The sequence below is a fragment of the Brevundimonas subvibrioides genome, assembly GCF_027271155.1.
Lineage (GTDB): Bacteria > Pseudomonadota > Alphaproteobacteria > Caulobacterales > Caulobacteraceae > Brevundimonas > Brevundimonas subvibrioides_D.
Map to the genome: position 1 here is coordinate 2,107,835 of NZ_CP114542.1, position 15,292 is coordinate 2,123,126.

Consider the following 15,292-nt stretch of genomic DNA (forward strand, 5'->3'; position numbering starts at 1 on the left):
CCATGCGGCGTCGGCTTGGGCGCGGAAACGCCGAAGAGCGCTGTCAACTTAACTTCAAGTCGGATCGAAGTAGACGCCCCTCTCCGCTCACCCGACGGCCTCACGCCAAGCTTGATGACCGGCTGCGCGGAACAACTCCATAGCCCTCCGAGAGGTCAAATGCCGCTGGGTGTAGAAGGTGTTGTAGACGGCTGCTTGGACGGTCAGAAACCGCTGCGCCGACACCTGGGACTTGAACTGCTGCATATGCCGCTCGCGCTTGCGGATAGGCAGATGCGAGTTCTCGACCCGGTTATTCTCGCGCAAGCGACCGGGGTGATGGATGCCTTTGAGGCCCAAAACGTCGACTGCTGAAACATACGATTTCAATCCGTCGGTCACGATCCTCTCGGGCGCAACGGCTTGATTGCGCAGCAGCTTCTGCAGAAAGAACGTCGCAGCCGCCGCGTCGCGACGCTTCTGAACCGACGTGCCCAGCACCTCGCCCTCGTCATCCACAGCCCGCCATAGATACATGTGGCGGCCGCCGATCCGGCTCACCATCTCATCCAAGTGCCAGCGTGGAGACGGTGCCGGTCGACGCCGTTTCAGGTTGCCGGCGATCTGCCGACCGAACTTCAGGCACCAGCTCCGGATGGCCTCATAGGACACGTCCACGCCGCGTTCGGCGAGGATCTCCTCGATGTCACGAAGGCTCAGTGAGAAGCGATAGTATAGCCAGACCGACTGTCGAAGGACGTCGGGCTTGTGCCTGTGACGCTTGAAAGATAGTCTCGCCATAACCCACTGTTCCAACTCGCCTTTCGGCTATTCAGTGGAGACAAGTTAGCGTTAGAATGACAGCACCGCCAGCCAGCCCCACTGACCGGGCTCTCGATCTAGCCAGGCCCTCCGGGGCCGACGTGTGGGCATCTGCGCGGCGCTATCGGACTAGGCCGACCGTCATAACCGACCCTTTAGCCGAATGATCCCGCGAGCTCGGGATCCATTCTCTGGCGGTCTGAACCTTGTGCACTTTGCCCGGCTCTGTCAGCCCAAACCGATTGCCGGGCTCGGACCCGGCACTTAGCCTCGGCCTATGGCCCGCTCCAACAACCCGTTCCGCTACTTCGACAGCTCGCCGGAGGTGATCCACACGGTGGTGATGATGTACGTGAAGTACCCTCTGTCTCGCCGGAACGTCGAAGACCTGCTGGCCGAGCGCGGCATCGACATCTGCTACGAGACGGTGCGGCTCTGGTGGAACCGGTTCAGTCCGATGTTCGCAGCCTAGATCCGCAGGAAGTGCGTCCAACGGATGCGATCCTTCACCCATTGGCGATGGCACCTCGACGAGGTCTACGTGACCCGAAGGGCGGCGTAGCCAAGATCAACGGTGAGATGCACTACCTCTGGCGGGCCGTGGATCAGGAGGGCGAGGTGCTGGAATCCTTTGCCAGCAAGACGCGGGACAAGGCTGCAGCCCTCACCTTCATGAAGAAGCTGATGAAGCGCCACGGCCGCGCCAGGGCCATCACGACCGACGGTCTGCGCTCCTACAAGGCCGCGATGAAGGACCTCGGCAACACCGCCAAACAGGAGGTCGGCCGCTGGGCCAACAACAGAGTCGAGAACTCCCACCTGCCCTTCCGACGACGAGAACGGGCCATGCTGAGGTTCCGGCAGATGAAGACCCTGCAGAAGTTCAGCTCCGTCCACGCCGCCTTCCACAACCACTTCAATCAGGATCGCCACCTCATCAGCCGGGAAACATACAAGGCCCAACGCTCAGCCGCCCTGGCCGAATGGAAGACGCTCGCCGCATAGGCCTCGCTTCCCCTGCCCTTGCTGCGTCCTCTGGAGACAAGTTCGCGTTGGACTGACAGCACCCCCATAGAAGTTGGGAAGTGTGGGACGCGGCTTGGGTCAATGGCTGTCGCGCGGAAGGCCGAAGCGGTCGACGATGCGGTGGTATTTCACGGCCAGCTCCAGCACGGCACCGGTCTCCAACTGTCCGACCATGCCACGCTGCAATTCCTGCCACGGTGTCTGGGATGCGGGATAAGCGTAACCGCCAGCGGCCTCCAGCGCGATACGGCGCTCGGCCAGTTCATCTTCGGAAATCAGGATGTCGGCCCGGCCGGTATTCAGGTCGATCCTGACCCGGTCGCCGGTCTGCAGGATGGCGATATTGCCGCCCGCCGCCGCTTCGGGCGAGGCGTTGAGGATCGAAGCGGAGCCCGACGTGCCCGACTGTCGACCGTCTCCGATACAGGCCAGGGCGGTGACGCCCTGTCGGATCAGAGAAGCGGGCGGCTGCATGTTCACGACCTCAGCAGAGCCTGGATACCCAATTGGTCCAGCCCCACGCATGAACAACAAGGTCCGCTCGGTGATGCCAAGGGCGGGGTCGTCGATACGCTGGTGATAGTCTTCCGGTCCGTCGAACACGACCGCAGGTCCCTCGAAGGCGTTGGGATCGGCGGGGTCGGACAGGTAGCGCTCGCGGAACTCGGGACTGATAACGCTCAGCTTCATGATCGCCGAGTTGAACAGATTGCCGGTGAAGATGACGAAGCCCGCATCGGTCTTCATCGGCGCGTCGAACGGTTTGATGACGTCGGGCAGGTCCGTCGTCTTGCCGCGGCAATTCTCGCCGATCGACTTGCCCGTGACGGTCAGGGCGTCCTCGTGGATCAGCCCCTTCTGCATCAGCTCGTGCACGACGGCGGGCACCCCCCCGGCATGGAAATAGTCCTCGCCCAGATACTGGCCGGCGGGCTGGAGATTGACCAGCAAGGGCACATGCAGCCCGTGCGTCTGCCAGTCCTGCAGCGGCACATCGACGTGGGCGTGGCGCGCCAGGGCTGTCAGATGGATCGGCGCGTTGGTCGATCCGCCGATCGCGGAGTTGACCACGATGGCATTCAGGAAGGCCTCGCGCGTCAGGATGTCGGACGGCTTCAGGTCCTCGCGCACCATTTCCACGATCCGCAGGCCGGTCTCGTAGGCCACCTGGGCGCGCTCGCGATAGGGTGCCGGAATAGCGGCCGAGCCCGGCAACGACATCCCCAGGGCCTCGGCCAGCGAGTTCATCGTCGTCGCCGTGCCCATGGTGTTGCAATAGCCGACCGACGGCGCCGACGAAGCGACCAGCTCGACGAAACCCTCGTAGTCGATCTCGCCCGCCGCCATCATCTGGCGTGCCTTCCAGATGATGGTTCCCGACCCGGTCCGTTGGCCCTTGTGCCAACCGTTCAGCATCGGCCCGACGGACAGGGCGATAGCCGGGATGTCGACCGTCGCAGCGGCCATCAGGCAGGCCGGCGTGGTCTTGTCGCAGCCGATGGTCAGGACAACGCCATCGATCGGATAGCCGTAAAGGCTTTCCACCAGCCCGAGATAGGCCAGGTTGCGGTCGAGCGCCGCCGTCGGTCGCTTTCCAGTCTCCTGGATCGGATGGACCGGAAATTCCATGGCGATGCCGCCCGCCTCGCGAATGCCTTCGCGCACCCGCTCGGCGAGGATCAGGTGATGCCGATTGCAGGGGCTGAGGTCGGACCCGGTCTGGGCGATGCCGATGATCGGCTTGTTCGACTGCAGCTCCCGGCGCGTCAGGCCGTAGTTCAGGTACCGCTCCAGATAGAGGGCGGTCATGTCGGGATTGTCCGGATTGTCGAACCAGGCCCGGCTTCTCAACGGTTTCTTCATGGGCAAATTCAGGTCCAGCCGCCGTCGACGACATAGTGCTGGTTGGTGATGGCCGAGGCCTCCTCGGAGCTCAGGAAGACGGCAACGCGCGCGATGTCCTCCGGGACCAGTCGCCGCTTCAGGCACTGGTTCTTGTAGATGTCCTTTTCGGTCTCCGGCGTGACCCAGTGCTCTAGCTGGCGCTCTGTCATGATCCAGCCGGGTGCCAGGGCGTTGACGCGCACGCCATGCTCGCCGAAGTCGCGGGCCAGCGACCGGGTCAGGCCCAGCACTGCGGACTTGGACGCCGTATAGGCCGCCATCCCGCCCTGACCGATCATCCACGACGTCGAGCCGAGATTCAGAATCGAACCGCGCCCCTGCGCCATCATGTCCGGCAACACGCTCTGGGCGGCGAAGAACTGGTGCTTCAGGTTCACCGCGATCCGCCTGTCCCAATAGGCCTCGGTCACATCCAGGGTGGCGTGACGCTCGTCGTGGGCAGCGTTGTTGATCAGGGCGTCGACCGGACCGAACCGGTCTCGTACCTGTCCGATCGCTGCGCGGAGGGCGTCGACATCGGTCAGGTCGCAGGAGACGAAAGCCGCCGCCCCGTCGCCCAGGCTGTCGAGCTCCGCTTCCAGCGCCGCACCCCTGACTGCGTCGACGTCCAGAAATCCGACCCGGCAGCCTTGTGCGGCGAAGGCCCGGACGATGGACGCGCCTATGCCGCCGGCCCCGCCGGTCACGATGACGACCCGGCCCTTCAGGTCGGGATAAATGGCTCCCATGGTCTCCTCACGGTCGGCCGACCGAACGGCTGCCGACTCTGATATCTGCTTTCATCTGTGAAAGCGGTTTCTACCTGCGAAAGTAGCGAAAGGTCATCGGCGAAGTCAACGCACGGATTGCCACCCGGGCAATTCGGCGTGTCAGGCCACAGAGGCGACGCCCATTTCCCCGGAGATCGCCGCAGCCGCCTCCCCCAGAAGCGTCACCGCCCGTTCGATCGAGCAGGTCGGCGGCATCCGTTCGATATAAGGGGTGATCAGGGTGGCGATGATGCCGTCGGCACCCTGGATCGGCGCGACCAGATCGGTCACCCCCTTCACGAAATCGCTGGGTCGTTCGACGTGGCCCGCCGCAGCGGCGGTCGCCGCAGCGACAGCGAAGGCCTTGACCTTCCTGGCCCCGTGGCGCGCCGCCAGGATTTCCGCCAGTATCGCCTGCTCGCGCGCATTGGCCCGGCCATAGAGCATCAGTCCGGACGTTGCCTCCAGGAGGCTGCGCCGATAGCCGACGCGGACCGAATACCCCAGATCGCCCGGCCCTTCGACGCGGGCGATGACGACGATCTGGTCGCCCGACGGTACAACGAGATGGCAGGATTGCGTGGTCGCCGCAGCCAGTTCGCGCATGGCCGGCAGGGCCACGTCGACCAGGGATTTGATCGGCGCGCGCGACAGTCCCAGGGTGAACAGTCTGTTGGTCAACTGATAGCCATCCGACGACTGCTCGATATAGCCTCGGAACTCCAGCACCTGGATCATGCGGAACAGTTCGCTGACCGATCGACCGAGCGTGGCCGACATCTGCGACGGGGTCAGGGGCTGGCCATGGGCGGACAGCAGTTCCAGCACGTCCAGTCCCTTTTCCAGCGCGGGGGCGCGGTACTTTCGATCATCGGCGTCGTCGGCGGCCGTCATGGAATCGTCCTCAGGATCGCTGCCACGCTAGCGGCCGGATGGCTTGTGCGAAAGGGGCTGGGTCCAGCTCATTGCCGCTAGTAAAAGCTTATCGCAAATATGAAAAACGATTGCGGGCGATCTCAGGCTCTTCTACCGTGCCCGCAGAACCCCGTGGAAGGGGCCGTGCCGGGGAGGCTCAGCCATGTCGCTCGCGACCATCGATCTCGTCATTCTGGGCGTGTACGCCGTCTTCATCTTCGGCCTGGCCCAGTGGGTCTCGCGCGACAAGGGCGGTGAGAAAAAGACCTCCACCGACTATTTCCTGGCCTCCAGGAACCTGCCCTGGTGGGCCATCGGGGCGTCCCTGATCGCGGCCAATATCTCGGCCGAGCAGATCATCGGCATGTCGGGCTCCGGCTATGTGATCGGCCTCGGCATCGCCTCCTATGAATGGATGGCGGCCCTGACCCTGTTGATCGTGGGCAAGTATTTTCTGCCGATCTTCCTGCGCAACGACATCTACACCATGCCGCAGTTCCTGCAGCAGCGGTACGGTCCGACGATCCGCAATGTCATGGCCGTGTTCTGGCTGCTGCTCTACGTCTTCGTGAACGTGACCTCGATCCTCTGGCTGGGGTCGATCGCGGTCAACACCGTCACCGGACTGGACCAGATGTACGCCATCGTGGCGATCGGCGTCTTCGCCTTGGCCTATCAGTTGTGGGGCGGGCTCAAGGCCGTGGCCCTGACCGACATCGTCCAGGTGGCGCTACTGGTCGCGGGCGGCCTGATCATCGGCTTCATCGCCCTGAGCGAGATCGGCGGCGCGTCGGGTGCGCTGGGCGGGTTCACCACCCTGCTGACGGACTTCCCCGAGAAGTTCGATATGATCCTGTCGCCCGACAACCCGAACTTCAAGGAACTGCCGGGCATTGCCGTCCTGCTGGGCGGACTGTGGATCATGAACATCAGCTACTGGGGCTTCAACCAGTACATCATCCAGCGCGCCCTGGCCGCCAAGTCGCTGGGCGAGGCCCAGAAGGGGATCGCCTTCGCCGCCTATCTGAAACTCTTGATGCCGGTCATCGTGGTGCTGCCGGGCATGGCGGCCCTGATCCTCGCGCCCAGTCTTTCGGCCCCGGACCAAGCCTATCCGACGATGATGAACCTTCTGCCCGCGGGCCTGAAGGGTCTGGTGTTCGCCGCCCTGATCGCGGCCATCGTGGCGTCGCTGGCGTCCAAGGTGAACTCGATCTCAACCATCTTCACCCTCGATCTGTATGCCAAGGCGAACAAGGGCGCATCGGAACAGCATCTGGTGCTGGTCGGTCGTATCGCCGCCTTCGCCGCCATGGCCATCGGCATCCTGGTGGCCCGCCCCTTGCTGGGTGGCTTCTCCCAGGCCTTCCAGTTCATCCAGGACTTCACGGGCTTCTTCACGCCCTCGATCGTGGTCATCTTCATCCTGGGCCTGTTCTGGAAGCGGGCGTCCGAAGCAGGGGCGCTGACGGCCGCCATCGGCGGCGTGGCCCTGTCGGGCTTCATGTGGTGGCTGGACCGCGAGGGGATCTTCACCCTGCCCTTCATGAACCGGGTCGGAGTTGTATTCCTTGTCTCTCTCGTAGCCGCGATCGTCGTCTCGCTTTTCTCCCCTCCGAAAGAAGGCACCATGCAGATCAAGCTGGACGGTGTCAGCTACAAGACCTCCCTGGGCTTCAACATCGCCAGCGCGGGGGTCATCGCCTTCCTGATCGCCGTCTATGCCATCTGGTGGTGAGGTGAGCGGGACGCAGGACGGCGCGGGCCTGATCGGCGTCGACTGGGGAACAAGCAATCTGCGCGTCCTGCGCATTGGTGAAGGCGGCACGGTCCTGGAGTCCCGCTCCGATCCGCGGGGCGCGGCCGGCCTGGCTCCATCGGCCTTCCCTTCCGTCCTTGCCGAGGTCGCCGACGGATGGCTGGATGGCGCCTCGCCCATTCTGGTCTGTGGCATGGCCGGGGCGCGGGGCCGGTGGCGCGAGGTCGCCTATCTGCCAACGCCGGCCACGCTGGCCGATCTGGCAAATGCGCTGTCCTCTCCTCTCGACCGGCCGGATCTGAGGATCGTGCCCGGCCTGAAGGCCGTGGCGGGCGGGCGGATGATCGACGTCATGCGCGGCGAGGAAACCCAGGTCATGGGGCTGGACCTCGAGCCCGGCAGCCACCGGATCGTCGCACCGGGAACCCATTCCAAATGGATCGCCGCGCGTCCGGGTCAGATCGTCGGCTATCGTACCTTCATGACAGGCGAGCTGTTCGCCGCCATTCGCAAGGGCACGATCCTCGGTGCGGGCATGGGCGAGCCGGGCGTCGACGAAGGCGCCTTCGCGGACGGGGTCGATCGCGCCCTGACCGACCCGGCACTCACCAGCGCCCTGTTCTCCGTCCGCGTCGAAACGCTCGCGGATCGGCTGCGCCCGGACGCGGCGGCCGACTATCTCTCGGGTCTGCTGATCGGGGCCGAGATCGCCGCCCACCGCCAGGACACGCACGGCACCGTCACCCTTGTCGGGGCGGACGCCCTGAATGCCCGTTATGCGGCGGCCCTCGAGATCGCGGGCTTTTCCGACGTCCGCCTTGCCGACGGCGCGGCCGCCGTCGCCAACGGCCTGTGGCGCATTCACCAGGCGAGCCTTCGATGATCCAGATTCTCGACACCCTGCCCCTGATCGCCATCCTGCGGGGGCTCGAACCCGACGAAGCCGTCGCCGTCGGCGAGGCGATCGTTGCTGCCGGTTTCGTCTGCCTTGAGGTGCCGCTGAACTCGCCGTGGCCGCTGGAGAGCATCCGGCGCCTGCGCGACGCCCTCGACGGCCGGGCCCTGGTCGGAGCGGGCACAGTGCTGAACGTCGAGGCGGCGCGCGGCGTGGCCGAGGCTGGCGGGCAGATGGTCATCTCGCCGAATACCATCCCCGACGTGATCCGCGCCACAAAGGCCATGGGCCTGATGTCGGTGCCCGGGTTCTTCACGCCGTCGGAGGCCTTCGCGGCGCTGGACGCCGGGGCCGAGGTGCTGAAACTGTTCCCCGCCGAGGTCGCGGGACCACAGGGACTGAAGGCCGTGCGCGCGGTCCTGCCGGCCGGGACGCGGGTCTATGCCGTCGGGGGCGTCGCGCCTGACAGCGTCGCGACCTGGCGCTCGGCCGGAGCCTCCGGCTTCGGCATCGGCTCGGCCGTGTTCAAGCCTGGCAAGACGCCCGCCGAGGTGAGCGACGCCGCGCGGGCCTTCGTCACGGCCTGGGGCGCGTCGGCCTGAGGCCTGACGCCCCCGCCCCCGCCCCCGCCCCCGGGCGGGCGCTTACTGCGCCGCCGCTTCGCCGCCAGCGTCCGCCGGCCAGCGATAGGCCGCCGTCGGCCAGTGACCGGCCATGGTCAGGTCGTTGCCTTCGCGCCAATCGAAGAAGGTTGCGTTTTCCCAGTTCGACCCCCGACCCCAGCGGGTGGAACAGCGCGTCGAGACCCAGGCGGGCTCCCAATAGACGACGCCCGTGCCGCCGTTTGCGATGACCGTCTGGGTGATGTCGGTCATGTATTTCAGCTGCCCCTCCTGGGTAGCCGGATACTGGGGCAGCAGGGTGTCTGGGCCCAGCAGGTTCGGGGATGTGTCGGCCCCCTCGTTGGTGAAGGGATAGGAGGTCTCCACCACCACCACGTCCTTGTCATAGGCCGCGTCCAGCCGCTGGATCGTGGCCCCGAGGCCGGCCAGATCGTTGGTCGACCATTTGCGGTAATAGCTGACGCCGATCAGGTCGTAGTCGGTGACGCCGTGGTCCTGGGCCGCCGCGAACCACGGTTCGGTGTTCTCGGGCTGGGCGATATGCAGCATGATGCGGGGCTTGATGGCGCTGTCTTCGCCCGCCTCGCGCACCGCCCGGATGCCGGCGTTCAGCAGGGCGGCGTTCCGGGGCCAGTCGATGCCATCGCGGGTTTCCTTCCAGTCCAGCTCACCCATCATCTCGAGGTTGGTCTCATTGCCGACCTGGACCGTCTCGGGCATCAGCCCCTCGGCGTCGAGCGCGCGCAGGGTCTCGAGCGTATAGTCGTGAAGCGCCTGGGCCAGGGCGGGAACGTCGTCGCGGATCGGCCGCCAGGCCTTGGGCACGATCTGCTTGTCCCCGTCGGCCCAGTCGTCCGAATAATGGAAGTCCAAGAGCACCTGCATGCCCTCTGCCCGCGCCCTGCGTATGGTCTCACGGACGTCGTCCAGGTCGCTGTAGTCGGTCCATTCCGCGTCGTTCCAGATGCGGACACGAACGAGGTTGTGGCCCGTTTCAGCAAAGATCGCATAGGGGTCATGGGCTTGGCCCCCGACCCGGTAGACTGCTCCGCAATCCTCCATCTCGTTCACATAGGACAGGTCCGCGCCGAAATAGAACCGGGGCACGTCCTGGGCCTGGGCGGCCGAAGCGGTCAGCACGGCCGCGACCGAGGCCGCAGCGAGAAAGCATCGAATCATCATGCAACTCCGGCGACCGGCCGACGCACCTGCGCCGACCGGTCTTGTTTGGATCAGCCGCCGAAGCGGTAGGTGGCACCCAGGAAGAAGCGCCGGCCGAAGGTCTCGTACCGTCCCTGACGGGCAACATCACCGTAGTAGGTCTCAAACGGCTCGTCGGTCAGGTTGTTGGCCTGAAAAGACCGTGGCCCCCAGCAGGACGGCTTTGAAGTGTCGCATGATAGTCTCCCCTAGTGCCGTGCGTTTCGACGGCTTTGTTGATCGTGTTTGCCCCAGACTCACGCGGCGTGAAGCTGGAGGGTGGCGGGCCGAAGTCCAAGCGCTCGCGCCGTCACCGCGATCGCGCCGGCCCTGCGGTTTGTCTGAAGAACGGCTTGAGCCAGACCGTTGAAGGTCAGGCGCGTCGTCGCCCGATCGGCCTCATGGCTGACTGGATTGCCGTTGCCGACCCCGATGATCCGGGCCGGACCCTCGACCTCGAACGTCACCTGATCGTCGGCCGTCGGGACCGGGCGGCCTTGCGCGTCGAGGATTTCGACCTTCAGCATGGACACGTCCTGACCATCGGCGCTCAGCCGGGTTCGGTCGCCGGTCAGGGCGATGCGTGACGCGGCTCCAGCCGTCTCGCGCCGCACCGGGGCCAGGGCCCGGCCATCCTTGAACCCGCGCGCCTCGATCACGCCGGGCGCATAGGGCACCGACCATTCAAGATGACGGTTCGCCACCACGTCCCTGGACCCCAGCGAGCGGCCGTTCAGATACAGCTCTACCCGGTCGACATTGGCGTGAACCCAGACCGGGATGGCCTCACCCTCTCGGCCCTCCCAGTTCCAGTGCGGGAACAGGTGAACCATCGGCTCGGGACGCCACCAGGCGCGGTAGTACCAATAATTGTCCTTTGGGAAGCCGCAGCTGTCCATGGCACCGAAGTAGGAGGCGACGCTGGGCCAGCGGTTGAAGGGCGTCGGCTCTCCGCGATAGTCGAAACCGGTCCAAATGAAACCACCGGCGATGTACGGCCGCGCTGCCGCGAGGGTCCACCAGTCCTCTGCAGTAGACGCCCACCAGGGGTGTTCGGTGTCATAGGCCGGGACGATCTGGCGGGCGTCATCACGCACGTATTCGCCGCGCGTCTGGACCGTGCTGCCCGTTTCGGTGCCCATGATCGGCTGAGCCGGGACGCTGGCGTGATAGCCCTCCATCAGGGGCGTTCGATAGTTGAAGCCCAGGATATCGACGACCCGCGAGACGCCGTCGCCGAAATTCTGGTCCAGGGCCGCCGTCGTTGGACGGGTGGGGTCAAGACGGTTGATGAGGCGCACCATGGTCCTGGCTATCCGGGCCCCGCGCTCGGTGCCCTGGATGGTCTGTTCCTCGTTCCCGATCGACCAAGCGATCACCGATGGCCGGTTGCGATCGCGCCGGACAAGTGCGTCCAACTCGCCCATGGCGGCATCGTCCGAAGCCATGCGACGGGTCTCGTCGATCACCAGGATCCCCATCGCGTCGCAGGCATCCATCAGCTCTGGCGTGGGCGGATTGTGAGAGCTGCGATAGGCGTTGCAGCCCATCGATTTCAGCTGTTCCAACCGCCAGACTTGAAGCCGGTCGGGAATGGCCGCGCCTACGCCCCCGTGATCCTGATGGCAACACGCCCCTAGAAGCTTGAGCGGCTGGCCGTTCAGGAAGAAGCCGCGCGCCGCGTCGAACACGGCGGTCCGCACCCCGAACGACTGTACATAGCGATCGACCAACATCCCCCCGACGCTGACCTCGGCGATCAGGCGATACAGGCTGGGCGTCTGGGTAGACCACAGCCTCGCCCGGTCCCAGGTCAGGGTGGTTCCGACCTGACCCACGGTCCAGCCCGCCAGTGTCGTTGCGGCCGCACCTTCGGCGACCGGACGGCCGTCGGGATCGATGACCCGTATCGCGACCTCACAGGCCGCTTCGGCATCGCCTTCGTTCTTAAGATCGACCACTACGGCAGCCGACGCGCCCGCGCCCACAGGCTGGGGCCGCACCATCACGCCCCACTGCGGCACGTGCACCGGATCGGTGACGACCAGCCAGACATGGCGGTACAGGCCTGCACCTTCATAAAACCAACCCTCGCCTAGACTGGCGTCCACGCGGACCGTCAGGACGTTGATCTCGCCCGGCACGGCGACATCGGTAATGTCGACGCGGAACGGCGAATAGCCGCCCTCGTGCTCGTGCACGACGAAGCCGTTCAGAAGCACCACGACCTCGCGGAAGGCCCCATCAAACTCGATCGACAACCGCTTGCCAGACAGATAGCCTGGCAGCTCCAATGTCCGACGATACCAGCCCACACTGCTTTCCGGATGCTCACGCCCCAGAGGCTTGAAGCCGTGTGCGGCCTTCGGATCGTCCTCGCCTATCGGTGGCGGGTTCGGATTGTCCACGAACGGCAGATCGATAGCCCAGTCGTGTGGAATCTGGACCAACTGCCATCCGCTGTCATCGAAATCGCGGCTCCCAGCAGCCGCGACCGTCTTGCCCGCCTTGGCATAGGTGCCCTGATCGAGGCCAAAGTGGAAATCGCGAGCAGGATCCTGGGCGTGACCAAGTGCAAAGCGCCAATCGGAGTCCAGTCGAACACGGCGGTCCCTCAGAGCTTGGCTGGCTTGCTCGGCCTCAGCCGGCATGAATGCTCCCAGAGACAGCGCGGCGACCGCACCGGCGGATCCGTGCAGGATGACACGACGGTTCGGCGTCATGCGTCGGCCTTTGACGCCGCAACATCACCCCGCCGATCCGCAATGTCTTCCAACTCGATCATGGAGCCTTCGACGTTCCCGCACGCCAGTTCCCGACGCCTGGGTGCCAAAAGGCTCTACCAATGGCAGATCGTCAATCGATTTCATCACAACAGGTAAATATATTTTTATGGATGAACGCTCGCAGTTTGCCGGTGCGTCGTGCTTCAGGCAGCCATTCAACTAATCACCCTCGTCTCCTCTGAGGTCGGAGACGGTCCATTTTTGCGACAGAAGCGGCTGTCCGTCATCGTGGCGCTGCGCGAGCGTCAAAACCTACCGGATGTGACCTTAGGGCTCTGTCAGAGCGCTGTCAGGGAAACTTCCGTCAGTCCAAAAGCGCCTTCCCCGTCTCGTTTCAGGCAACCGCTGTCGCCCAAGCGGACGCCGCATCGGCGCGGAAGCGCCGAAGTGTGGGTCTGCTGATCAGGTGCCGTTGGGTGTTGAACGTATTGTAGATCGCTGCGTGGGTGGTGAGGAATCTCTGGGCTGAGGCCTGGGATTTGAACCGCTGCTGCTGCCGCTCTCGTCGTCGGATCGGGAGGTGAGAGGTCTCGATCCGATTGTTCTCCCGAAGCCGCCCCGGTCGGTGCAGGTGCCTCAGACCCAGCTGATCCAGAGCCGCACCGTATGAGGCCAGGCCGTCCGTCGTGATCGTCTGCGGTTCGACCGGCTGGTTATGAAGGAGCCGCCTGAGCAGCTTCAACGCAGCCTCTGTGTCCCGCCGGCGCTGGACCAGGACGTCGAGGACCTCGCCTTCGTCATCGACGGCACGCCACAGAAACATCCGCCTGCCGCCGATGTTGCAGACCACCTCATCCAGGTGCCAGCGAGGCGATGGAACTGGCCGACGGCGCTTCAGTCGCCTCGCGATCAAAGGGCCGAACTTGATCGTCCAGCAGCGGATCGTCTCATAACTGACGTCGATCCCGCGTTGCGCCAGCAGTTCCTCGACGTCACGAAAACTGAGGCTGAAACGAAAGTACAGCCAGACGGCATGGCGGATAACACCTGCCGGAAACCGGTGACGCTTGAACGAAATCGGCTTCACGAAACATGATCTCCGTCAGGGCTTACGCCACAAATATCGGAGACCTTTTATCGTTCGCCTGACAGCACCGACGGGAGTGGGGTCATGACCGGCCCGGGCCGCCCGGCGGCCTTGGCAGATAACCAGGCGACGTCGAGACACCCCTCCCCCATCTCGATCCAGGCAGCGGCGCTCGCACCGTCGGCCCTGCCCGCCCCGGAGACTCCGCCGGCCCCGGACGATCCCTGTGCGGGGGCCCCGGTCACGGCTGACGCCCGGTTCTGCGTGGCGTCGGCGTGTCCATCGCTTCGTGGCGTTTCGATACCGGGAACAATGTACCCCAGGCCGCGACGGCTAAAAAGTGCTGCCATGGCAACAGGTTATGACGACCCTTTGATCCCGGCCTCAACGAGTCCCGACCCGAACGGCTGGACTCGAAAAAACCGGGTGCACCGAGTCCAATCCGGCCTGAAGCCTTTGCCATTCAACGGCTTGGGGTTGGACTCCAGATGGACGCGAGTCTCACGGAGTCCACGCACCAGGAACGGAACAGAGCCCGGCCGGGCCTTACCGGGCCCCGCCAACCTGCCCTCGATACAAGGGAAGGCCGGGCCGGGGATTCAAGGGGCCCGGGCGGGGATGCGCGATTTTTTCGGCGGCGCGAGGATGCGGGTGCTGTCCGCATCGGCACCGACGCCGTCGGCGGGGCTGGCGTCCGCCTGCGGGCCTGAGGGCCCTGTCATCCCCTCCAGGCGCTCGACCGAACCTCGCGCCGGGCGGCCGTTGGGGTCTCGTCAGCCGCATGGAGGCCCCCTTGTTCTACGCCCTGTCCCCCATCATCGCTCTTGTCTTCGTCGCCACCCTCGCGCCGGGTACCGGCATCGCAAGGTGGCTGGAGAAAACCCCGCGCGATCGCCACCGGGCGCAGCGACAGGTCGACCTCAAGCCCTGATCACGCCGGCCAGTGCCGACGACACCCGCTCGGGCCACCACGGCCAAGCCTGTCAGACAATGCCGGCGCAAAGCGTATCCTGCCCTCGTCCGTCACAGCCGTAAAACAGGCAACTCAGGGCAAGCCGTTGGGGGCGCAAAGATCGATGGCGAAGCAAGAGGTTACGGCACCCCTTTTGTCTTGCTCCAACCCTTACACCGTTCGCTATCTGCCTCAGTGTACCGCTCAGCGTTGGCAGAGAGCTACTGATCGAAAGCCCATTCCGATCCAACTACCGCGATCGAACCTCCGGCACTGAAGTCGAAACTGATGGCCTGAAGTCTTATCGGGCCGCCTTTAAGGATCTGACGGCGACCCGAAAACAGGAAATGGGTCGCCGGCTCAACAACCGAGTCGAGAATTCACACCTCACGTTTCGACGACGAGAACGTGCCATGCAGCGCTTTCGCCAGATGAAGACCCTGCAGAAATTCAACGGCGTCCACGCCGCCTTCCACAATCACTTCAACCTGGAGCGCCACCTCATCAGCAGGCTCAATTTCAAAGCCCAACGCTCGGCCGCATTAGCCGAGTGGAAGTCGCTCGCCATCTGATGATCACCTCACCTGCCCTCGCTCCGCCCGCTGGAGACAAGTTCTCATTGGACTGACACCACCGGCGCGCCTCATCAAGCGG

The 15,292-nt window shown here is 64.8% G+C and carries 14 protein-coding genes; 7 read left to right on the forward strand and 7 right to left on the reverse strand.

The window, feature by feature from the left end:
• Positions 1 to 87: 87 nt before the first annotated feature.
• Positions 88 to 780 carry an IS6 family transposase gene (locus O3139_RS10645; RefSeq protein WP_269516470.1) on the reverse strand — a complete coding sequence of 231 codons (693 nt, stop codon included), beginning with the start codon at positions 778 to 780 and terminating at the stop codon, positions 88 to 90.
• Positions 781 to 1,078: 298 nt separating this feature from the next.
• On the opposite strand from O3139_RS10645, the gene O3139_RS14765 reads away from it, so the two are divergent.
• Together O3139_RS14765 and O3139_RS10650 are read left to right on the forward strand one after the other, a co-directional pair.
• The gene (locus O3139_RS14765; RefSeq protein ID WP_420022314.1) at positions 1,079 to 1,273 is read left to right on the forward strand and encodes a hypothetical protein; all 195 of its coding nucleotides are present in this window, start codon (positions 1,079 to 1,081) and stop codon (positions 1,271 to 1,273) included.
• Between the two features lie 47 nt (positions 1,274 to 1,320).
• The gene (locus O3139_RS10650; protein ID WP_420022315.1) at positions 1,321 to 1,806 is read left to right on the forward strand and encodes an IS6 family transposase; all 486 of its coding nucleotides are present in this window, start codon (positions 1,321 to 1,323) and stop codon (positions 1,804 to 1,806) included.
• Positions 1,807 to 1,905: 99 nt separating this feature from the next.
• Here O3139_RS10650 and O3139_RS10655 read toward each other — a convergent pair whose 3' ends face one another.
• The 3 genes from O3139_RS10655 to O3139_RS10665 all read right to left on the reverse strand — a co-directional run bounded on the left by O3139_RS10655 (position 1,906) and on the right by O3139_RS10665 (position 5,375).
• Positions 1,906 to 3,690, reverse strand: coding sequence for an IlvD/Edd family dehydratase (locus O3139_RS10655; protein ID WP_420022316.1), 1,785 nt, complete (start codon positions 3,688 to 3,690; stop codon positions 1,906 to 1,908).
• Between the two features lie 8 nt (positions 3,691 to 3,698).
• Positions 3,699 to 4,460 carry an SDR family NAD(P)-dependent oxidoreductase gene (locus tag O3139_RS10660; RefSeq protein WP_269514056.1) on the reverse strand — a complete coding sequence of 254 codons (762 nt, stop codon included), beginning with the start codon at positions 4,458 to 4,460 and terminating at the stop codon, positions 3,699 to 3,701.
• 141 nt (positions 4,461 to 4,601) lie between these two features.
• Positions 4,602 to 5,375 carry an IclR family transcriptional regulator gene (locus O3139_RS10665; protein WP_269514057.1) on the reverse strand — a complete coding sequence of 258 codons (774 nt, stop codon included), beginning with the start codon at positions 5,373 to 5,375 and terminating at the stop codon, positions 4,602 to 4,604.
• A 184-nt stretch (positions 5,376 to 5,559) separates the two neighbouring features.
• Here O3139_RS10665 and O3139_RS10670 point away from each other — a divergent pair, with 184 nt between their 5' ends.
• From O3139_RS10670 to O3139_RS10680, 3 genes are read left to right on the forward strand one after another with little or no spacing between them, the layout of a single operon-like run.
• Positions 5,560 to 7,134: a sodium/sugar symporter gene (locus O3139_RS10670; protein WP_269514058.1), complete on the forward strand. Its 1,575-nt coding sequence runs from the start codon at positions 5,560 to 5,562 to the stop codon at positions 7,132 to 7,134.
• A gap of 1 nt (position 7,135) precedes the next feature.
• A complete protein-coding gene (locus tag O3139_RS10675; protein ID WP_269514059.1) occupies positions 7,136 to 8,038 on the forward strand; it encodes a 2-dehydro-3-deoxygalactonokinase in 903 nt (300 codons plus the stop codon).
• A complete protein-coding gene (locus O3139_RS10680; protein ID WP_269514060.1) occupies positions 8,035 to 8,652 on the forward strand; it encodes a 2-dehydro-3-deoxy-6-phosphogalactonate aldolase in 618 nt (205 codons plus the stop codon). The genes O3139_RS10675 and O3139_RS10680 overlap by 4 nt, the downstream gene beginning before the upstream one ends.
• 42 nt (positions 8,653 to 8,694) lie before the next feature.
• Here O3139_RS10680 and O3139_RS10685 read toward each other — a convergent pair whose 3' ends face one another.
• The 3 genes from O3139_RS10685 to O3139_RS10695 form a co-directional block, all read right to left on the reverse strand.
• Positions 8,695 to 9,855: a glycoside hydrolase family 53 protein gene (locus O3139_RS10685; protein WP_269514061.1), complete on the reverse strand. Its 1,161-nt coding sequence runs from the start codon at positions 9,853 to 9,855 to the stop codon at positions 8,695 to 8,697.
• A gap of 275 nt (positions 9,856 to 10,130) precedes the next feature.
• Positions 10,131 to 12,596 carry a beta-galactosidase GalA gene (gene galA / locus O3139_RS10690; RefSeq protein ID WP_269514062.1) on the reverse strand — a complete coding sequence of 822 codons (2,466 nt, stop codon included), beginning with the start codon at positions 12,594 to 12,596 and terminating at the stop codon, positions 10,131 to 10,133.
• A gap of 397 nt (positions 12,597 to 12,993) precedes the next feature.
• A complete protein-coding gene (locus O3139_RS10695; protein ID WP_269514063.1) occupies positions 12,994 to 13,686 on the reverse strand; it encodes an IS6 family transposase in 693 nt (230 codons plus the stop codon).
• Between the two features lie 793 nt (positions 13,687 to 14,479).
• Here O3139_RS10695 and O3139_RS10700 point away from each other — a divergent pair.
• Together O3139_RS10700 and O3139_RS10705 are read left to right on the forward strand one after the other, a co-directional pair.
• Positions 14,480 to 14,617, forward strand: a complete 138-nt coding sequence (locus tag O3139_RS10700; RefSeq protein WP_269514064.1) for a hypothetical protein — start codon at positions 14,480 to 14,482, stop codon at positions 14,615 to 14,617.
• Positions 14,618 to 14,865: 248 nt separating this feature from the next.
• Positions 14,866 to 15,210 (forward strand): DDE-type integrase/transposase/recombinase, encoded by a 345-nt coding sequence (locus O3139_RS10705; RefSeq protein ID WP_269516472.1) that lies wholly within the window; start codon positions 14,866 to 14,868, stop codon positions 15,208 to 15,210.
• The last annotated feature ends 82 nt before the right edge of the window (positions 15,211 to 15,292 follow it).